At 43.4% G+C, this 18,901-nt stretch carries 21 protein-coding genes; 6 read left to right on the plus strand and 15 right to left on the minus strand.

Going from position 1 to position 18,901, the window contains the following annotated elements:
* Positions 1-80 precede the first annotated feature (80 nt).
* The 5 genes from K2225_RS09465 to K2225_RS09480 form a co-directional block, all read right to left on the minus strand.
* Positions 81-440: a GNAT family N-acetyltransferase gene (locus K2225_RS09465; protein WP_370632732.1), complete on the minus strand. Its 360-nt coding sequence runs from the start codon at positions 438-440 to the stop codon at positions 81-83.
* The gene (locus K2225_RS20035) at positions 433-642 is read right to left on the minus strand and encodes a GNAT family N-acetyltransferase (protein ID WP_255574360.1); all 210 of its coding nucleotides are present in this window, start codon (positions 640-642) and stop codon (positions 433-435) included. Before K2225_RS20035 ends, K2225_RS09465 begins: the two co-directional genes overlap by 8 nt.
* Positions 639-2,663, minus strand: coding sequence for an ABC transporter permease subunit (locus K2225_RS09470; protein WP_220584504.1), 2,025 nt, complete (start codon positions 2,661-2,663; stop codon positions 639-641). Before K2225_RS09470 ends, K2225_RS20035 begins: the two co-directional genes overlap by 4 nt.
* Before the next feature lie 101 nt (positions 2,664-2,764).
* Positions 2,765-3,265 carry a YwgA family protein gene (locus K2225_RS09475; protein ID WP_220584505.1) on the minus strand — a complete coding sequence of 167 codons (501 nt, stop codon included), beginning with the start codon at positions 3,263-3,265 and terminating at the stop codon, positions 2,765-2,767.
* A gap of 13 nt (positions 3,266-3,278) precedes the next feature.
* The gene (locus tag K2225_RS09480) at positions 3,279-4,574 is read right to left on the minus strand and encodes an HD domain-containing protein (RefSeq protein ID WP_220584506.1); all 1,296 of its coding nucleotides are present in this window, start codon (positions 4,572-4,574) and stop codon (positions 3,279-3,281) included.
* Between the two features lie 234 nt (positions 4,575-4,808).
* On the opposite strand from K2225_RS09480, the gene lipL reads away from it, so the two are divergent.
* Positions 4,809-5,651, plus strand: a complete 843-nt coding sequence (gene lipL, locus K2225_RS09485) for an octanoyl-[GcvH]:protein N-octanoyltransferase (protein WP_220584507.1) — start codon at positions 4,809-4,811, stop codon at positions 5,649-5,651.
* 79 nt (positions 5,652-5,730) lie between these two features.
* Here lipL and pta read toward each other — a convergent pair whose 3' ends face one another.
* A complete protein-coding gene (gene pta, locus K2225_RS09490; RefSeq protein ID WP_146817739.1) occupies positions 5,731-6,702 on the minus strand; it encodes a phosphate acetyltransferase in 972 nt (323 codons plus the stop codon).
* A gap of 257 nt (positions 6,703-6,959) precedes the next feature.
* Between pta and hemQ the strand changes: the two genes are divergently transcribed.
* From hemQ to K2225_RS09510, 4 genes are all read left to right on the plus strand, one after another.
* Positions 6,960-7,697, plus strand: a complete 738-nt coding sequence (hemQ, locus tag K2225_RS09495; protein ID WP_220584508.1) for a hydrogen peroxide-dependent heme synthase — start codon at positions 6,960-6,962, stop codon at positions 7,695-7,697.
* A gap of 215 nt (positions 7,698-7,912) precedes the next feature.
* Positions 7,913-8,335: a cell wall hydrolase gene (locus K2225_RS09500; RefSeq protein WP_220584509.1), complete on the plus strand. Its 423-nt coding sequence runs from the start codon at positions 7,913-7,915 to the stop codon at positions 8,333-8,335.
* A 21-nt stretch (positions 8,336-8,356) separates the two neighbouring features.
* On the plus strand, positions 8,357-8,869 hold the full coding sequence (gene gerQ / locus K2225_RS09505) for a spore coat protein GerQ (RefSeq protein WP_255574362.1): 513 nt from the start codon (positions 8,357-8,359) through the stop codon (positions 8,867-8,869).
* 89 nt (positions 8,870-8,958) lie between these two features.
* A complete protein-coding gene (locus tag K2225_RS09510) occupies positions 8,959-9,207 on the plus strand; it encodes a hypothetical protein (protein ID WP_146817745.1) in 249 nt (82 codons plus the stop codon).
* Here K2225_RS09510 and K2225_RS09515 read toward each other — a convergent pair whose 3' ends face one another.
* From K2225_RS09515 to K2225_RS09530, 4 genes are all read right to left on the minus strand, one after another.
* Positions 9,208-9,576, minus strand: a complete 369-nt coding sequence (locus tag K2225_RS09515) for a DUF423 domain-containing protein (protein WP_220584510.1) — start codon at positions 9,574-9,576, stop codon at positions 9,208-9,210.
* Positions 9,577-9,588: 12 nt separating this feature from the next.
* Entirely contained in the window at positions 9,589-9,888 is a 300-nt protein-coding gene (locus K2225_RS09520) for a YwdI family protein (RefSeq protein ID WP_220584511.1), read from the minus strand.
* Between the two features lie 652 nt (positions 9,889-10,540).
* The gene (locus K2225_RS09525) at positions 10,541-11,884 is read right to left on the minus strand and encodes a sodium-dependent transporter (protein WP_220584512.1); all 1,344 of its coding nucleotides are present in this window, start codon (positions 11,882-11,884) and stop codon (positions 10,541-10,543) included.
* Between the two features lie 124 nt (positions 11,885-12,008).
* Entirely contained in the window at positions 12,009-12,227 is a 219-nt protein-coding gene (locus K2225_RS09530; protein ID WP_220584513.1) for a uracil-DNA glycosylase, read from the minus strand.
* Positions 12,228-12,300: 73 nt separating this feature from the next.
* On the opposite strand from K2225_RS09530, the gene K2225_RS09535 reads away from it, so the two are divergent.
* A complete protein-coding gene (locus K2225_RS09535) occupies positions 12,301-13,017 on the plus strand; it encodes a YwaF family protein (RefSeq protein ID WP_220584514.1) in 717 nt (238 codons plus the stop codon).
* 188 nt (positions 13,018-13,205) lie between these two features.
* On the opposite strand, the gene K2225_RS09540 is transcribed toward K2225_RS09535, so the two are convergent.
* The 5 genes from K2225_RS09540 to K2225_RS09560 form a co-directional block, all read right to left on the minus strand.
* Entirely contained in the window at positions 13,206-13,778 is a 573-nt protein-coding gene (locus K2225_RS09540) for a cytochrome c oxidase subunit 3 (protein WP_220584515.1), read from the minus strand.
* Positions 13,775-15,682 (minus strand): cytochrome c oxidase subunit I, encoded by a 1,908-nt coding sequence (locus tag K2225_RS09545; protein ID WP_220584516.1) that lies wholly within the window; start codon positions 15,680-15,682, stop codon positions 13,775-13,777. Before K2225_RS09545 ends, K2225_RS09540 begins: the two co-directional genes overlap by 4 nt.
* Positions 15,683-15,706: 24 nt before the next feature.
* On the minus strand, positions 15,707-16,405 hold the full coding sequence (coxB, locus tag K2225_RS09550; protein ID WP_220584517.1) for a cytochrome c oxidase subunit II: 699 nt from the start codon (positions 16,403-16,405) through the stop codon (positions 15,707-15,709).
* Between the two features lie 312 nt (positions 16,406-16,717).
* Positions 16,718-17,026, minus strand: coding sequence for a phasin family protein (locus K2225_RS09555; protein WP_220584518.1), 309 nt, complete (start codon positions 17,024-17,026; stop codon positions 16,718-16,720).
* The gene (locus K2225_RS09560) at positions 17,023-18,687 is read right to left on the minus strand and encodes an ABC1 kinase family protein (RefSeq protein WP_220584519.1); all 1,665 of its coding nucleotides are present in this window, start codon (positions 18,685-18,687) and stop codon (positions 17,023-17,025) included. Before K2225_RS09560 ends, K2225_RS09555 begins: the two co-directional genes overlap by 4 nt.
* Between the last annotated feature and the right edge of the window lie 214 nt (positions 18,688-18,901).

An 18,901-nucleotide genomic window follows, 5' to 3' on the forward strand; every position in this document is an offset into this window, starting at 1 on the left:
AGCGATCCTCCTCTTCGATCGTCCTCTTATTTTGTCCCATTTTAACATACAAAACAGTTCTTGTTAGAAGAGATGCTCCATTATTGGTCAAACGTTTGTTTAACCTGCTCATATTCCTTTTTCAGCATGGAAAAAACGATGGTGTCCTGAAATCTCCCTCCATCAAAATCTGTTTCCCTTAACACTCCCTCTTCCCGGAAGCCGAATTTATTCAAGAGCTTGCGTGATCCCTCATTTTCAGCAAAAATGTCGCCGACTATCCGGTTCAGCTTCAGTATGTCAAACCCATATGGGAGAACAGTACGGAAGACCGCCGTCATGATTCCTGTCTTTTGATACGCTGGATGAATGACAGCCCCCAATTCCGCTTTCCTATGCCAAACACTCCATTTGTGAAAGCGAAAAAATCCGATGCATCTGCCTTCCTCGTTCTCAATCACCCATGGAACTTTTTTGTTTGCGGAATCCAGCCAGCCTTTCTTCTACGTAAGCTTCCACCTCTCTCAAAGACAGAACGGGATGGGGAGTGATGTACTTCATTGTATCTTGACGGCTCATGAACGGAAACAAAGAAGGAGCATCTGACACTTTCAGTCCTCGCAACTTTATCTTTTCCATTTCAAAGACAGGAATATGGTTCATATCGACTTCCTCCTATATCCATGGTCATCCCGAGACTCATCATCCCTCTTCTGTTCTGGCACAAAAACAAAATCACCTTCCTTGAGGGAATCAACTTTTCTTCCGCGCGTTTCCTTTCTACTAAAAATTTTCTTGATCCATGTATTCTGTTCTACAGGTACCCCAACACGACGCTGTTGTACTTCCTTGATTCCCTGGATGATCAACTGCATCGCAATAATGATAGCCATGAAACAAAGAAGCGTAGGAATGATGAGCCACCATCGCCCAGTCATCAACGAATCTTTGGCTGCTCCGATCATCCCGGACCATTCATAGGTGGTACTCGTTGGTGGGTCCGCCACAAAATCATAGCTGACTTTTGTCCCTCCAAAATAAATATCAAAAACACCCAGGTGGATGAAAATAAGCAGCGTCTGGATGAACTGCTGGCCAAAAATAATCCCCATACGGGCACTCAAGTGAGGCAGCAAATGCTTCCACAATAGATGAACAGAACTGCCACCAAGGACCTTTGTACTCGTGACGAACTCCTCTTTCATGATCAATCTCATTTCATTTCCGAACAACGTCATGACAAGGGGGACAGCTAAAAGTGTCAAAATGATGCCCTGATATAGAATTCTTTCTGTTTCGGTGGTGGTAAACCCTCCAGGTGGCATCCACAACACCGGCCTCAACAGCAAAAAGGCAATGATCGTCATCGGTAAAAAGTGCATGCTGTCCACCAGTTTTTCAATAACAAGCTGTACCTTTTTAGGTAGAAAGAAAGCATAAGGAATAGCTAAAATAAATCCAATCGCCATTCGTAAGAAAGCAATGAGGAGCCCGAAAATGATGGTATATTTTGCACCAACAAGAATTTGGTCCAACACGCTAAAACCAAGAGGGTCGGTACCTAGAAACACATACTCTGGTGTGTGGGGCATCGAACTGACAAGCGTCCCTTCATCATCGTAGATCAGCCTGTATTGATCAATCAGCGGCTCCGCGGTCATGGTATAAGTGATACTTACGATGATGGCCCCCATAATAACTGTAAACCCTAAGAGGAACTTCATATTCTTAAAATGAGCCACGATTTCTGACAACGCATAGGTAAACCACCCGCCGCCCCCTTTGAAGGAGACAGAACCTACAAAACTGTTCATACGGGTAGCCACTGCTTCGGACTTTTTCTCATCCTTAAACAGGAACAATTCAGTTCCTTGATAAATGATATAAAAAGGGGTAAACAGCATGAGAAGGATAAAGCTTGAAACAATCGGCCGAAAGTCATTGAGAAATGCCGTCGTAATCCCATTCATATTGAAGATATATTCAATAATCAACAAACTCGACAATGCCCCCCATACAATGATTTTAGAATGGTAGAACGCACTTTTGCCGATGTTCCGAGAAATATGTACACACAGTATGACAGCCTTCTCCAATCCTTTTCCCCTGGCCATTTGCACATAGGATTTCGTCCATTCTTCCTCGATCAATGCAAGAATTATTTTGTACATCGTCACCATGGGCAGGACGGCAATGGCGAGCATTGGAAGCAGGTAGACTTGCTCCCCCTGTCCAAGGGAAGCAATGGAAATAACCAGGATGTCCGTTTGTTTATAAAACCAAACGATGAACAATTGTAAAGAAAAAGCCAACAATAAATCCGGCACGCTCTCAAGCACGCCAAGAATACGGTCAACCACGGCTCGCAACCACCTCGGTAAGAATACAGTCAAGAATGCGCCTCCCAGGGCGAGAACGAATCCTAATAAAATCCCACCAAAAAAAACAGTCATAGAATATTGATAGGGATCCCATAAGTACTCAAGTATTGGCACAGGACGTCCCTTGAACAGATAGGTCCACTCCCCCGGGCTCCCGGCAAAAGCAAGCAGTTGGTTCAGCTCTTGCATGTAGTTTCCTACATCTAAAAATGCCCCCTGCCTGAACAACGCCGGTGAAGTGCTGATCAATAGGATTCCGACTATACCGAACACATAGTATGCGAAAAATTTTATGACCCTCATGTTCCTAGACCTCCACTCTACTTTCGGATTATGTTTTTTCAATTATCTGACATCCATTTTCAATAAAAAAGGTGTACATGATTGTACACCTACATTTCATCTTAATGAATGGAACGCAAATATTCAATAAATTTCCATCCCTCATCAATATCTTCTTGTGTGTAATTTTGAGCGCTCTTGACCGTGAACACTTTTTCGGTGATCTCTTCTTTCGGCAAGTGCTCAAAGAAAAGCATGGTAGAAACCAGTTCAAGGAAACGCGAACTGCGTCCATTCATTTCTTCAATATGGACATTCAATGGTGGAAGATCCATTTCATAGTGGGTCAAAAAATCTCTCCCGCTATCGGTCAGCTCGTACCGGTATTGATAATAATTCTTCTTTTCTTCTTTCGTTTCACTTATAAAACCCAGGTTACACATTTCTTCTATTCTCAACGTCAGCTCCTCTGAGTAGGGGCCATAAAAATGGAATTGGTAACGTTCTTCAAAAGGGATTTCACACTTTTTCAGTATGTAAATCATCTTCTGTAACTTCTTTCGGCCTACAATTTCATCGGTGCTTGAGAAAAACTGCATCAACTTCGCATGATTCTCCAACATGGAGGTTCACTCCTTATCCAAACAAAATTTCCATAATCCGCTTCTTCGTTTTACTTCGATTCGACATTTCCTCAAGGCGATCGAGAGGAATGTACAATTTATGATCCGTCCGTTTTTTACCAGAAATCGATTCAACAATATCCGAAAGCCTGGACAGTTCCTTCAACTCGTCATTCGGCTGCAGAAGGTGAATGGGTAACCTCTCTCCTTCTTCCCCAGGACGATAGAAGTCGTACGGAAGATCTGAACTTGAGTCAACGACTAAATAATAATCAGGGTTTAAACCCGCTTTAGTGAACAATTTGTATAGCTCCATCCATTCATTCATCTGGGAATTTGGATTGAACTCGATATATTTGAAAAGCTTCCGATTCACGAAACGATAGCATAAATCACTAAGGACCGTATCTTCTTCCTCCATCCATGTTTGGAAATAATAGAGGACGACCGCTTCATCCAACGCCAAATATTCTTTAAGTGAAGGTTCACCGGAAAAGAAGGACAGGAAATGCACCGGTTTGAGTTTGAAACTGTATCCTTCTTCGTGCAGTTCCTTCGCACGGTGGAGAATTTTAGTTAATATGACTTCCGCACTTCTCGTTACAGGGTGGAAATACACCTGCCAGTACATTTGGTAGCGACTCATAATATAATCTTCCACTGCATGCATGCCACTCTCTTTGACGACGACCTGATCTTCCATCGGGCGCATGACACGAAGAATCCGTTCCATGTCAAAATGACCATAGCTGACGCCTGTAAAGTAAGCATCCCGCTGCAAGTAATCCATACGGTCCGCATCAATTTGACTAGAAATCAAGCTCACGACGAGCTTGTTTTCGTAGGTTTTATTGATAACATCGGCCACTTTTTTTGGAAAACCTTTTTCCACTTTACTTAGAACTTTGTTCACTTCCGTATCTCCAAGTAAAATTGCCTGGGTAAAATCTTCATGATCAAGCTTGTACACTTTTTCAAAGGAATGCGAAAAAGGTCCATGCCCAAGATCATGCAGAAGAGCCGCACAAAGACATAGCAACCGCTCCTCCTGATTCCAGTTCGGACGGTCCTTGAAGTTCTCGATGATCCTTCTCACAATTTCATAAACACCTAAGGAGTGGTTGAAACGGCTGTGTTCAGCTCCATGGAACGTCAAATAGGATGTGCCGAGCTGTTTGATTCTACGGAGTCTCTGAAATTCAGCTGTTCCGATCAAATCCCAAATCACCCGTTCTCGAACGTGGACATATCGATGTACGGGGTCTTTAAAAACCTTTTCTTCACTTAACTTCTCATCACGATAGACCATCAGCTTGTCCTTTCTACACGACATTTTTATCTATTATATACCTTAAATTCCGACAAAAAAACATCTTGACAGACAGATATTGACAGGTATTCGACGGGAAACCTGTCTATAAGCGCTCTAACATTCGATATGAATTTTTTATCCAACAGAGAATTTTACAATCGATCTTCCATTCATGCAAGAGGCGAGTTTTGGTATAATGGACGTTGCTACTCGAAAAGGAGAACGAATGCTATGAGTGAACTACATCCACTATTAAAAACAGATACGTACCGTTTCATCGACCAAAGCAATTTAGGCCCCGGATTTTCGGCTCTACAGTCTTTTGCTATGGACGATGCATTATCCATAAGTGTCGGTGAACGTATAAGCCCGACAACGGCAAGACTCTGGGTCCACCACGATACGATCGTACTCGGGATTCCGGATGCCCGCCTTCCTTATATAAAAGAAGCCATTCAACATTTGAAGTCGAACGGTTATGATGTGATTGTCCGTAATTCCGGAGGGCTCGCCGTCGTGTTGGATGACGGTGTTTTGAACCTTTCCCTCATCTTCCCTGATTCTAAACAGGTAAATATCCACGACGGTTATGAGGCGATGGTATCGTTTATTCGCCTACTCTTTTCCGATTTGACGAACGGCATTGAAGCTTATGAAATTACTCAATCCTATTGCCCGGGGACCTATGATCTAAGTATTAATGGCAAAAAATTCGCAGGTATTTCGCAGCGACGAGTCAAAAACGGTTCCGCTGTCCAGATTTATCTTGACGTAAGTGGCAGCGGCGCTGAACGTGCGGCTCTTTTGAAGCGGTTCTATGAACTGGGCAAACGCAACGAAGAAACCCGTTTCAGCTATCCGAATATCGATCCAAACGTTATGGCTTCTTTGAATGAGCTATTAGGAACCCATTTAAGCGTTGCTGACGTGCGCGACCGTATCTTAATGAAATTACATGAACTCTCGGGTCACCTTGTTACCCATGCTTTAGAAGGAGAAGAAATTGACTGGTTCCACAAACGGTTTGAACAAATGATTAAACGAAATGAAAAAGCGCTCGACAACCTGAAATAAAGGTGTCGAGCGCTTTTCTATTTCTCCTACGGTTTTGATCAAAAAAAGCTCGCTGGACGTACGCGAGCTTTTTCCTCCCTTATAGAGCTTGAGCAGCAGTAATGATGGCGAGCTTGTACACGTCATCGGAATTACAACCGCGGGATAGGTCGTTTACCGGCTGGTTCAAACCTTGTAGAATCGGACCAACCGCATCAAAGTTACCCAGGCGCTGGGCAATTTTATAACCAATATTTCCGGCTTCAAGACTCGGGAATACAAACGTATTCGCTTCACCCATTAGAGGAGAATCCGGTGCTTTTTTCTCGGCCACAGATGGAACGAATGCCGCATCAAATTGGAATTCGCCATCAATTAATAGATCGTTGTTTTGTTCTTTGGCGATTTCAAGTGCTTGCGTCACTTTCTCTGTTTCAGGAGATTGAGCAGACCCTTTCGTTGAGAAGCTTAACATGGCAACTTTTGGATGGATGTCAAATAGCTGGGCTGTTTCTGCACTTGCCAAAGCGATCTCAGCTAAATCCTGGCTGTCAGGATTGATGTTGATGGCACAGTCAGCAAATACATATTTCTCTTCATCGCGGACCATGATGAATACGCCGGATGTCTTTTTAATTCCAGGCTTCGTTTTGATGATTTGAAGAGCTGGACGTACGGTGTCCGCTGTAGAGTGTGCAGCACCACTGACAAGCCCGTCCGCTTTACCCATGTAGACAAGCATAGTACCGAAATAGTTCCCGCCTTGAAGAATTTCACGTGCTTTTTCTTCTGTCGCTTTTCCTTTACGGCGCTCAACAAAGCTTGCGACCATTTCATCAAACTCCGCGTAGTTTGCAGGATCAAGAATTTCCGCACCGGAAATATCTACATTCAGCTCAGCGGCTTTCTGTTCTACTTTTTCTTTATTACCGACTAATACAGGTGTCAACATTCCTTCAGCACCCAATTGACTCACTGCTGTTAGGATTCTTTCGTCTAATGCTTCTGGAAATACGACTTTCTTGCCTTTTCCATCAATTTTAGACTTCAAAGTATCAAATAGGTTACTCATGATTAACCCTCCATTTTTTCATTCTGTTATACATGATAAGACCTTTTGTGTTCAAATGAAAGTGGTTCGAATCAAGTTTTCCGTTTGAAGCGATTTCATTTTATAACTTTACCCTATTTCTACAAAGATGATACTTCCCTGCCTGTTCACTCTTTTGTCATATCCGCATCGTTATCTATCCAAATATAATTGTGTTATATTTATGGAGGATGTTTAATTAGTACAATACTTCACTGTAAAAAGGAGCGATCGATCCTATGCCAGAAGCAGTAGTTACCATGGACGGCTGGTATTGTCTGCATGATTTTCGTGCTGTCGACTGGACAGCATGGAAGTATGCATCAAACGAAGACCGTGAAGAAGCGATCAATGAATTCAAAGAATTGATCGGACAATGGGAAGAAACAGAAAGTAACAAAGAAGGTAGTCATGCTTTATATACAATTGTTGGACAAAAAGCAGATTTCATGATGATGATTCTACGTCCGACTATGGAAGAGCTGAATGAAATCGAAACAGCTTTTAACAAATCCAAACTGGCAGAATTCACGAAGCCTTCCTATTCGTATGTTTCTGTCGTAGAGCTGTCCAATTACATGGGGAGTGCAAACGAGGATGATCCTGAAATTCAGGCACGCCTGCGCCCTACCCTTCCGAAGTGGAATCATATTTGCTTCTACCCGATGGACAAGCGCCGGCAGGGGGACGACAACTGGTATGTCCTTGAAAAGGATGAACGTGCCAAACTTATGTATGCCCACGGGATGACCGGCCGCCAATACGCAGGCAAGATCCGTCAAATCATTACCGGATCTATCGGTTTCGATGACTGGGAATGGGGCGTTACATTGTTTGCTCATGATGTCCTTCAATTTAAAAAGCTTGTTTATGAAATGCGCTTCGATGAAGTAACTTCGCGTTATGGCGACTTCGGATCTTTCTATATCGGAAACATCCTCAAGCCAGACGCTGTTGAGCAATTTTTACAAGTCTAAAGTAGAAAGCTGCCAGCCCATCTGGCAGCTTTTTTTTTACCCCATACCCTCCACAAAACTGCCATATTGTTGAAGATCATCATACGGACCATCCCTTCTTGGGAGGTCCTTTTTTGTTGTCCATCAGATAATATTTTTAATCATATCTCTATGGGCGTACAACATATAGTGTTAAAGAACATGCAATCATGCCTTTATTAAAGTGAGGTGACCGCATGGCTGTTGTCCCCTTCAATCAAGCCGACGTCAAATTATTAGCAAGACTTATGAGAGCAGAGGCTGAAGGAGAAGGTAAACTAGGCATGCTTATGGTCGGAAATACCGGAGTCAACCGTGTGCGAGGAGATTGCATCGATTTCACGGAGATCGATACGATTCGTAAAATGGTGTACCAGAGTCCCGGCGGTTTTGAGGCTACTCAAAAGGGATACTTCTACCAAAGGGCACGGAAAAAAGACAAACGGCTTGCAAGAAGGACGATCAATGGTGAGCGGTTCCACCCTGCCACGAATTCACTTTGGTTTTTCAAGCCTTCTGGAGATTGTCCAGCTCAGTGGTTCGGCCAATGGAATACGGGCAGGTTCAAATCCCACTGCTTCTATTCTCCGACTCGGTCTGACTGTCCTAGTGTTTATTAATTCCAATAAGGAGTGATTCAATTGGCACAGAAGAAACCGCAAATGGGCGGACAGGGTCAGGGGCAAGGTCAAGGACAGCCGATGTATGGCGGCCAATCCTCCCCGTATTACGGCCAAAACCCGTATATGCAATACTATCCAAGTGCACAGATGCATCAAGGGGTTCTACCGCCACAAATGCAGCAAGGCGGTTTACAAGTTCCACAAATGCAGCAAGGGCAATCTAAAGGAGTAAATCCTCCGAATATGTTACCTTCCGAAGAGTCATACATCGAAAACATATTACGTCTGAATGCCGGAAAACCTGCTACGGTGTATATGACTTTTGAAAACAACGATCAGTGGAACGCAAAAGTTTTCAAAGGAATCGTTGAAGCCGCAGGAAGAGACCACATCATTCTCAGCGATCCCCAAACAGGAAAACGTTATTTACTCTTGATGGTCTATCTTGATTACATTACATTTGACGAAGAAATCAACTACAACTACCCATTTGGCACCGGCCAAGGAATGGCCAACTATCAACCCCGTTAATGAAGCAAAAAACTCGCTATTTCGGTAGCGAGTTTTTCATTTCCATATTCAAAATTACTGGCTGAATGCCAAAAGAAAAGGGTGTACAGATGCGACCTCCATATGAGAGTTACCAAAGAGCCCAATTAGGTGCCCTTTTGTTAGCTGTAGTTCTTGCCGTGGTTGGTTTATTCCAGCTTGAACACCAATGGATCATCTTACTCATGTTCTATGTTCTAGCGGGGAGCTTTGCCTTAGAAGGTATGCTCGAGATGAAACGTCAGCAAAAAGTGAATGCTATCATTCAACTTTTGAGGGCGGTGATCCTACTATTTTTCACGACGATCCTTTACTTTTAGTTAAATATATTTGACGACAGCGTAACCCAGCAAAATCCAGCCGATTAAAAATGACAGACCCCCAAGCGGAGTGATCATAGCAAACATCTTGATTCCAGACGTAGCATAGATATAAAGACTTCCTGAGAAAAGCAGGATGCCAATGAAGAAAAACCACCCTGCACCTGTCATAGCACCGGTCTGGATTTTGCTCATTAATAACGCGGTGACAAATAAAGCCATTGTGTGGAACATTTGATAATCAACGGCTTTCCCCCATTGGTCCAGTCCTTTCTCAGAGACTTTCCCTTCAAGTCCATGAGCTCCGAACGCACCTAAAGCGACAGCTAAAAATCCATTAATGACGGCTATAATCAATAAAAGCTTCATTTCTTTTCCTCCTTAAAAATCGAAGATGGAAGACCCATTGGCCTCATCATGGTCAATTTTTGTTTCTTTATTCTCTTTTTGGACGGGCTCCGGGTTGCCTGCTCCCATCATCTTGCGGATTTCTTCGACAGTTGGTTCCTGAACAGCAGCCGGCGAACTTTGCGTACCTGCCTCTTCCTCAAGCAGTAAGTCAGCAAGCAACTTCACAGAACGCACATGTTCCCTCACTTTTTGCTCATTTCCATGCTGCAGCATCGCTTCCTGTATCTCACTGGACATCTTTTTCAAGACGGTTTTGTTGGTAATTGCCATAGATCGTTTTCTCCTTTTTCATAAAAGATGGTTCTCTGTCGTAGTTTAACACGTTCCCCTCCCCCCTGTCCTTTTATCACCAGCAGTTTCATCAAATGTTAAAAAGTTACCCCACTCTATCTTTTTATCCAATAATCCATATAAGCTCCCTTTACTTGAATACTCAGTTTCGAGACTTTTGTTGAGCGGGTGGCGCTGCGGGGAATAGCTCCCTTAAAGGAAGCCTGGCCTGGTTAAAATAATGAATGACACTCTCTGGCCATGGATACGGGGTCAGGGAAACGACGATTTGCAGTGGTTTGGATCCGTCAATAGAAAAACACACACGTTCGCGTGGCTGAGCAGGTTTTCCCTACAGAACTTGTCAGTTTGTTAGATGAATTTCGAGAACCTCTTTATGGCAAAGGGGTGGAGGGAAACGGTGAGACTCCTGTGGGATGTGCGTGGTAGATGAGACCCCGCAGAGCGTTAGCTCGAGGAGGCTCATCACTCGCCCACGGAAAGCGAACCTTTTCCCGGAGCCCCTAAACTCCTGTGAAAGTATCGAAATCGAATCTTCAATAAGCCAGCCTATTCTTTAAAAAGCATCTTCAAATATACCCTCATGCAAAAAGAACCTCGACAGAATGGTCGAGGTTCTTGAGATTTGGATTTACAGGGAAATGACTCCGATTTGGTTTAAGAAGATCACAATGATCATGACTGGCGCAATGAACTTGACGATCGTAAACCAAACGTTGCCAATCAGCCCATTTTTCATATCCGTAGCTTCTAATGCTTCGGACTTCTTGAAGTACCACCCTACTAGAAGCGCCATGGATAGTCCACCAAGAGGAAGCAAGATGTTGGAGGCGATATAATCCATCGAATCGAGGATATTCAAATCTCCAATCGGTGTGACGCCGGACCATAAGCCGAAGCCAAGGGAAACGCCAATTCCGAGTACAAACATGATGGATCCTACCAAAACACTCGTAGCAAAACGTGTCCAACCAAAAGCTCTCATAAAGTAGGCGGTCGGAACTTCCAGTATAGAAACAGATGATGATAAGGATGCCAAAATCAAAGCGAAGAAGAAGACCAATCCGATGATTCCACCAAACGGCATCTGCTCAAAAATACTTGGAAGTGTAATAAATACAAGAGGAGGGCCTGAACTTGGATCAATTCCAAATGCAAACACGGCCGGGAAAATTACAACACCTGATATGATAGCGAAAAATGTGTCCATGATCCCAATTCCAAGTGTTGCACTCGGAAGTTTGTTTTCTTTTTTCAAATAACTGCCGTATGTCAGCATGGCTCCCATTCCAAGGCTTAAGGAGAAAAAGGCTTGCCCCAGGGCTGCTATATAAATAGAAGGATTGCTAAAAGCCGTCCAGTCCGGTTGGAACAAGAATTGCAAGCCTTCTGAAGCCCCATCCAGAGAAAGGCTGAAGACTGCAAGACCAATCAAAATGATGGCCAGTAATGGCATGAAAATTTTGTTTGCCGCTTCGATCCCTTTCTTAACTCCGCTTAATACGATGACAATCGTCAGAATCATAAATAGGGCTGTCCAGGCAATTGGATGCCAAGAGTGGCTGATAAATTGACCAAATGCACCATCATACCCGACTTCGGGCGAAGTAAAGAATGAACCATTGATATAATTCCAGAAATAAAAGATTGCCCAGCCCGCTACCACAGCGTAAAATCCTAAAATCAAGAAGGCACTGGCAATACCAAAGAATCCAGTCAAATACCAGGGAGTCTTAGGAGCAAGCTTCTGGAATGAGCCTACAACATCGCTCTCCGCTTTTCTTCCAATACTAACTTCAGTTAATAACAGGGGTACTCCAATTAAGAGTACAAATAATAAATACAAAATCAAAAAGGCGCCTCCGCCGTTATTACCTGCTACGAAAGAGAATCTCCATATATTTCCCAGTCCGACAGCTGAACCCATTGCAGCAAGCATAAAGCCCAGCTTCGTCCCCCACTGTTCTCTCGCCATACTCTACACTCCTCTCACTCATTCACCTTTTTCAGCCGCTCTTTATTTTTCGGCTTAGTGAAATATTCATCAGCATACCATAGAATGAGGGAGTGTACATACATATTCTGAAATTTCATTTAATTTACAGCCGATAATCGATCGTGGAAGGGTTTCCAACTTCTTTATTCTTCTTTTTTTGATTCTTTTCAGCAAATTGCAAGCATTCTGTGCCCGTCGATTTCAAAACAAATGCAGAAGGCATTTCTTTCGTTTTGAACCCATAAGCCTCGCACGCTCTCGGAAAAGCAGGATTCCATGTGGTACGGAAATGCTTGCAGCGGAAGCAGTTAACCTTTTTCATATCGACCCTCTCTTCTGCCAAATGATATGGTAGAATCATAGCACAGCTAAAGCCCGCTCTCTAGGAGGCTATTATGGAAGCATGGTTCAGTGAACAAATTGATCAAACCTTTACCACATTCGGCACCAGCCATACATGGATGCTCTCCATGTACTTGGTGGTTTCTTTAGGAATCCTTTTTTTGCATCACCCTTTAAGAAATTCCAGCGTACTACATAACCTTGTGCGTTTCAGTCTATTATTCCTGTTACTATTATCTGAAATCAGCTACCAAACCTGGACGATCATCCATGGTCTTTGGATGGAAGGAAGCCACCTCCCCCTCCATCTATGCGGGGTTGCTTCTTTGTTAGGTGTGATCGCACTCCTTACCTATCATCCGAAATTAATTAAGATCACTTTTTTCATAGGCATTCTGCCTGCAGCCATTGCGTTAATCACGCCCGATATCCCACACGGATATGAACACTTTCGCTTCTGGAAGTTTTTTGTGCATCACATGGCCATATCCTGGACCAGTCTTTTTTTGATCGTATCGACAAAAGTTACAATTAGAAAAAAAGATTTGTTGGAAACCTTCTTCTATTTAATCATTTACAGTGCATTCATCTTCCTTTTCAATGCATTTTTCCAAACGAATTATTTGTATCTGAATGGGCCTCCCATTGCAGGTACCCCACTTGACTGGATGGGAGAGGGAATCATGTATTATATCAGTCTAGTATTTACGACATTCTTTGTTTTCTCCCTTATGTACCTCCTTTACAACCTCATCAAGAAAATTAGATAGCTCCCACTATGCAAGATAATGGCAGGATTGTCCAAGACTCGATTTCGAGATGTCCCGGGGTTCGTTTGCTGTATTAAGAGTTAGGGTTGGCTAGGAAGCAACTCGTCCAGCTCCATCGCCCATCCACTCAACAAAAGCCTCGAAACTGAGCCTTCCACTATAGGGAGCTTTTCTGTAAATAGCTTATATCAGAATAGGTAAGGGGTATAAACGATGAGGATGATCAACACCCAGATGACATCAACGAAATGCCAGTAATAGTTGAAGATTTTGTGTTTCTCTTTGAACAAAGCCTTCGGTATCGTTTGCTTGAACTGCACCATTAAAAGAATCATCCACACCAGTCCAAACGCAACGTGTGATGCATGAAGTCCAACGAGGACATAAAAAGAAGCGAGAAAGTTGTTCATCGTAAGAGTGTAGCCTTCACTCCAGTATTTGTAGAACTCATGAATTTCCAGTCCCATAAAAATACTCCCGAGCAGGAAGGTTGTACCCAGCCCGATCCAGATCTTGAGACGGTTCCAATTTCCCAACCCACTTTCCGCTATCAGTAACGTACCGCTGCTCGAAAGAAGGAAAACGGATGTCAATACAACGGTTCGCAGTTCGTACACTTCAGTAGGATTGGCCCCGCGGGGGGAGGGAGTGTAAAGGATATAGGTGGCGAACAAGGTCGCAAACATAATCGCTTCAACGACTAAATAGAGGAAGAAACCAAGTCTTTTGTCATTGAATAATACCTCTGATGTTTGCTTCATGACTCTTCCTCCTTTCGATACACAGCTTTCCTTTCATCATTAAATACACGGTAAATAAAGAAACCTAGTGCGGCGACTCCTCCCATCACCTGCATCCAAATCCATCCATATATAAAACCGAGACTCATGACAATCAATACACCTGCAAGCAATACAGGAGCGACCGTTTGAATAGCGATCGGAGAAGGTCTGGCCTCATTAGATTCGGGAAGCCTTTTTCTTTCCACTTTGCTATACCAGTATGCGTCGATGGAATTTATTTGTGGAACCGGATGAAAAGGATGCTCAGGTGCCGGCGACCCCACGGTCCATTCCAGCGTCCGTCCGTCCCACGGATCCGCCCCCACAGGGTCGGTAAAGCGGTGCGTCTTATACAAATTCCACGCGACAAAAAGCATACTCGCTCCCATCAAGAAGGCTCCGATCGTACTGACGAAATTCAATAGGAATACACCGTCTTCCCATGTGTAGGTGTAGACGCGTCGCGGCATCCCGTTTAAACCAGCAAAGTGCTGGGGCATGAACGTTAAATGAAAACCGATGATGAAGAGCCAAAAATGCCATTTGCCCAGTTTTTCATCAAGCATCTTCCCTGTCATTTTCGGATACCAATAATAAATGCCTGCAAATGCACCCAGGATCGTCCCGCCAATCATCGTGTAGTGAAAATGGGCAACAACAAAATACGAATCGTGATATTGATAGTCAGCTGCTGCTACGGCCAGCATGACCCCTGTCACTCCTCCTATGACGAATGTAGGGATGAACCCTAATGAAAACAGCATCGGCGTCGTTATTCTGACAACCCCTTTCCGCATCGTAAACAGCCAGTTGAATACTTTGATCCCCGTTGGGACAGCAATTAACATCGTCGTGATGGCAAAAATTGAATTGGCCAAGGCACCAAGCCCCACCGTAAACATGTGGTGCGCCCATACCATGAACCCTAGAAGTCCGATTAAAGCGATCGCAATCACCATGGATGTGTACCCGTACACTCTTTTTCTTGAAAAAGTGGAAATCACATCGGAAAAGATCCCGAAGGCAGGCAGAATTAATATATACACTTCGGGATGACCGAAAATCCAAAATAAGTGCTGCCAATACACAGGATCTCCGTATTCCCCGAGAAAGAAGCCCGTGCCGTAAATTCGGTCAAACATCAATAGCAACAGAGCGATCGTCAAAACCGGAAAAGCGATCAGGATAAGAAAAGAAGTGACGAGGGTAGCCCAGGAGAATAAGGGCATTCTTATCATTTTCATCCCTGGTGCTCGCAGTCGGAAGATCGTGACAATCATATTGATGGCTGTAAAAATCGTCCCCAAACCTGACACTTGGAGACCGAATATGTAGTAATTGTTATTAGGACCTGTCGTGAACGTATCTGTGGCGAGAGGCGCATAGGAAGTCCACCCGGCATTGGGGGCGGCGTTGAAGAAGAAAGCCATATTGAAAATGACACCCCCTGACACAAACAACCAAAAACTAATCGAGTTCAAATAAGGAAAAGCAAGATCATTGGCCCCTAACTGAAGAGGCACGGCGATATTCATCAGACCAATCAACAATGGCATGGAAACGAAAAAAATCATGACTGTACCATGTGTCGTAAAAACTTCATTATATTTTTGAGATTGGAAGACCCAAAAATCATTTTCCGGTATAGCGAGCTGTGTCCGGATAAACATCGCATCAATGCCGCCACGGATGAAAAAGACCATGGACAGCAAAATGTACATCGTTCCAATTTTCCTATTGTCTGTCGTGGTGATATACTCCCAAATCAATGGCCATTTCTTTCTCGTCGTCATCCACCATAACAAGGCCAATCCCAAACAAATAGATACAATCCAGGACACAACGATGTCTGATGGTACTTCCCCTATGAAAGGAACATTCATCCCTTACACCCCTTCCCCTCGTGTTTATTCTTTTTGCATCCAACTCTCAAATGCTTCCTGACTCATCACTTTTGTCTCAAACCTCATAAGCGTATGTTCTGCCCCGCAAAACTCTGCACACTTCCCCTGATACGTCCCCTCTTCACCTGGCTCAAACGATAATCGCGTTTCTTCACCTGGGAGAACATCGATTTTCCCTGATAAATTCGGAATCCAGAAGGAATGGATCACATCATTGGATGTCAGGCGGAATTCGACCTCCTGATCTACAGGTAAAACGAGCTCATCATAGGATTCTTTTCCGTTCTCATAAGTGAACTTCCAATTGAACTGTTGCCCTACCACTCTGACAATCATGGCATCGCCCTGAGATCCTTCTGCTGAACCTGAGACTTTTGAGGTTATATCATATGTACTTTTCACCGTTGGTACGGCTAAAATTGCAAGCAATAAAACAGGAACGACTGTCCATGTAATTTCCAGCCACTTGTTCTCCTTTTCGTCTGGTGGAATATCGAATTTCCTATTCCCTCGTTCACGAAACTTCCTAAGAAATTGGACGAATAAAATAAATACGACGATTAATACAAGCATCATAATCCCGAAACTCAGATATATTAAGTCCGTCAATTGATCAGCTGTATCGCTTTTTGGATTAAGAACTCTCATTTGGCACCCAGATAAGAAAGCGATTACGAAAAGGAACAACACTCGTTTCTTCACCAACTCTTCCCTCCCATGCGTTTAGATATCCGTTGTTATAGAACTGTCTAGTTATGCTCTATTACCTAATCCTTACAGAACAAAACTCCTTCTTTATCTCCCACAAAAGCTCCTGATCTATAAGGCGTTGTTTAGATGCAAGTGTGAGGAAATTGGTCGTTTGGGAAACGAACGATTTCCCGACGCACTATCTTATACGCGATAACCTCGCAACTACGGGTGATGCAAAACTCATATGGTCGATCATGTTTTTCATCCATATAATAAAGAAAAGTCCCCATTTCTGATGCGTCAGAAATGGGGACTTATTTGTTACCTTCCATGAAGATTCTCAAGCCTTTCGATACGGGCTTCTAATTTTTCATATTCTTCTTTTGAAACGAAGCCTAATTCCTTCATTTGGTCCTGGAATCTGGCTTTCGCTTGTTCATTCCACTCTTTATCTTTGCTTTGGCCTTTTGAAATCCAATGGTTCATCCAATTGTTGACCATTGTCTTCGCTTGTGACGGGCTTATTTCTCCACGCTTCACCATTTCGTTGACCATTTTTTCAAAACGTTCCTTGCCACTGATGGCAGCGCCTAAACCAAGATGGAATCCTTTCTTCAATAAATCACTCATCCTTCATTCCTCCTATTATGATGGATGCTTTTTAACATCCTCAAATGATTGAACGAACTTACGAGAAACCCAAGTACACCTACTCCTGATAGGATACCCCCGATCCAAACCGTCGGGAGGACTGGAACAATGAATGTGTAATATAAAGCAGCAGCACCGATTCCGGCTATGACGAGCGAAAAGAAAGTATAGAATAAATAGTATTGATGGAATAAATGGTTTTTTTGATGATAACTTTTCCATTCCCTTTCTTTATCCCCGTCTTCGAGATACTCCACCAGAGCTCGCGGCAGGGAAAGAAGTGGCCTCGCTGTCTCTTTGGCGATTTCTTTATAAAGCGAAAAACTGGAGGCTTCTCCTGACATCCATTCCTTAATCACCGGTCTGCCCCACTTGATTAAATCAATTTGGGGGTACACGGTTGTGAGAACCCCTACGATAATGGAAGTCGCACGCCCCAAAAAGGCATAATCGGCAGGAAGCTGAATCGGCTGTTCTTTCACAAACTCTTGTAAATCGCCCAGCATATCATTCATCATATGCGCATCCAACTTGTCAAAGTTCCCATCCAAGTACATGTCTGTCGTCTGTTTTAAGAGCTTCTTAACTTTTTCAGTATCCGCATCAGGGAGTAGGAAATCCATTTCCTGCAGTGATTCAATGACTCTGTCGTAATCATCTAATATGAAACCTTGAATCATTTTTCGGATTGAATTCGCATCTTCGTTTCTGATCTCCCCGACCATCCCGAAATCGATGACAACCACTGTCCCGTCTTCTCTTAACATTAGGTTGCCAGGGTGAGGATCGGAGTGGAACATGCCCGCATACAGAAACTGTTCCACACACAAGTCAAACAGCGTCCGAGCAATTTTTTCCCGATCGATTTTATGCTTTTTAATAAAAGATAAGTCCGTAATTTTTGTTCCTTCAATCCACTCCATGACAAGCACACGCTTCGTCGATAGATCTGAAAAATAATCAGGGATGTAGACTTCCTCAAAACCTGCAAACCTCTTTTTGAAATGATTGCCGTTTTCAAGCTCCATGGTGAAGTCCAACTCATTGCTGATTACTCGCACGACTTCCCGGTATAAAGCGGGCAGGTCTGCCTTCTTCCCGTATATAGTAAGCTTGTCCAGCATCCAAAACACAATCTTCAATGCTTTGAAATCCATTCGGAACGTATCACGAACCCGGTATCGCTGAACTTTGACCGCAACAGGAGTACCGTCGTGCAGATAAGCTTTATAAACCTCCCCGATCGAAGCTGACGCAATCGAGTCTTCGTTGATATTTGAGAGGTATTCATCCAGAGGCGCATTCCAATCTTCTTCAATGGTCTGTTTCGAATACTTGAACGGAACCGGTTCGACTCTGTCGACGAGCCCTTCTAATTCTTTAATAAATGACTGGGGTAAAAGATCTCCCCTGGAGCTTAAGAACTGACCGAATTTGATTAGGAGACCACCTAACAAGACCGCTTTTTTACGATATTCTTCCGCTTGCTTTGCAAGCATCTCCTCCCATTTCCGCTTTGTATCCTGATCCCAAATCCGATGCCTTTTTTCAAACCAGAAAATTTGTATGAGAAATTTCAACGCCATCCAGACGATGATGGAAATTCGATATATGGATATGTATTTCAACCGTTGTCCCATGTTCCTCCCCCTTCGTACTTCTGTACTTCATTCTTCCCTTCTCTTATTCTCGTCAATCATGAAAATTCTGAAGGTCATGAGGAAAATGTACCTAAAACTTTGTTCTCAATAGTATTATTTCGAGTACCGAAAAACCATTCAAAATGACTATTCTAATTTTTTAGAATATTCTACATAATAAAACTTAGATGTTTTTACAAATTTTTCATTAGGG

The sequence above is a fragment of the Halobacillus sp. Nhm2S1 genome, assembly GCF_019599545.1.
Classification (GTDB): domain Bacteria; phylum Bacillota; class Bacilli; order Bacillales; family Halobacillaceae; genus Halobacillus.

Excerpts from the sequence above, each read along its gene's own strand:
- K2225_RS09480 (WP_220584506.1), bottom strand. The coding sequence starts at position 4,574 with ATGGTCTATCGTGATGAGAAGTTAAGTGAAGAAAAGGTTTTTAAAGAC.
- K2225_RS09520 (WP_220584511.1), bottom strand. The coding sequence starts at position 9,888 with ATGGCAATTACCAACAAAACCGTCTTGAAAAAGATGTCCAGTGAGATA.
- pta (WP_146817739.1), bottom strand. The coding sequence starts at position 6,702 with ATGAGTAACCTATTTGATACTTTGAAGTCTAAAATTGATGGAAAAGGC.
- K2225_RS09470 (WP_220584504.1), bottom strand. The coding sequence starts at position 2,663 with ATGAGGGTCATAAAATTTTTCGCATACTATGTGTTCGGTATAGTCGGA.
- K2225_RS09530 (WP_220584513.1), bottom strand. The coding sequence starts at position 12,227 with ATGAAAAAGGTTAACTGCTTCCGCTGCAAGCATTTCCGTACCACATGG.
- hemQ (WP_220584508.1), top strand. The coding sequence starts at position 6,960 with ATGCCAGAAGCAGTAGTTACCATGGACGGCTGGTATTGTCTGCATGAT.
- K2225_RS09535 (WP_220584514.1), top strand. The coding sequence starts at position 12,301 with ATGGAAGCATGGTTCAGTGAACAAATTGATCAAACCTTTACCACATTC.
- K2225_RS09510 (WP_146817745.1), top strand. The coding sequence starts at position 8,959 with ATGCGACCTCCATATGAGAGTTACCAAAGAGCCCAATTAGGTGCCCTT.
- K2225_RS09500 (WP_220584509.1), top strand. The coding sequence starts at position 7,913 with ATGGCTGTTGTCCCCTTCAATCAAGCCGACGTCAAATTATTAGCAAGA.
- K2225_RS09475 (WP_220584505.1), bottom strand. The coding sequence starts at position 3,265 with ATGTTGGAGAATCATGCGAAGTTGATGCAGTTTTTCTCAAGCACCGAT.
- K2225_RS09560 (WP_220584519.1), bottom strand. The coding sequence starts at position 18,687 with ATGGGACAACGGTTGAAATACATATCCATATATCGAATTTCCATCATC.
- K2225_RS09545 (WP_220584516.1), bottom strand. The coding sequence starts at position 15,682 with ATGAATGTTCCTTTCATAGGGGAAGTACCATCAGACATCGTTGTGTCC.
- K2225_RS20035 (WP_255574360.1), bottom strand. The coding sequence starts at position 642 with ATGAACCATATTCCTGTCTTTGAAATGGAAAAGATAAAGTTGCGAGGA.
- K2225_RS09525 (WP_220584512.1), bottom strand. The coding sequence starts at position 11,884 with ATGGCGAGAGAACAGTGGGGGACGAAGCTGGGCTTTATGCTTGCTGCA.
- lipL (WP_220584507.1), top strand. The coding sequence starts at position 4,809 with ATGAGTGAACTACATCCACTATTAAAAACAGATACGTACCGTTTCATC.
- K2225_RS09540 (WP_220584515.1), bottom strand. The coding sequence starts at position 13,778 with ATGAAGCAAACATCAGAGGTATTATTCAATGACAAAAGACTTGGTTTC.
- K2225_RS09555 (WP_220584518.1), bottom strand. The coding sequence starts at position 17,026 with ATGAGTGATTTATTGAAGAAAGGATTCCATCTTGGTTTAGGCGCTGCC.
- K2225_RS09515 (WP_220584510.1), bottom strand. The coding sequence starts at position 9,576 with ATGAAGCTTTTATTGATTATAGCCGTCATTAATGGATTTTTAGCTGTC.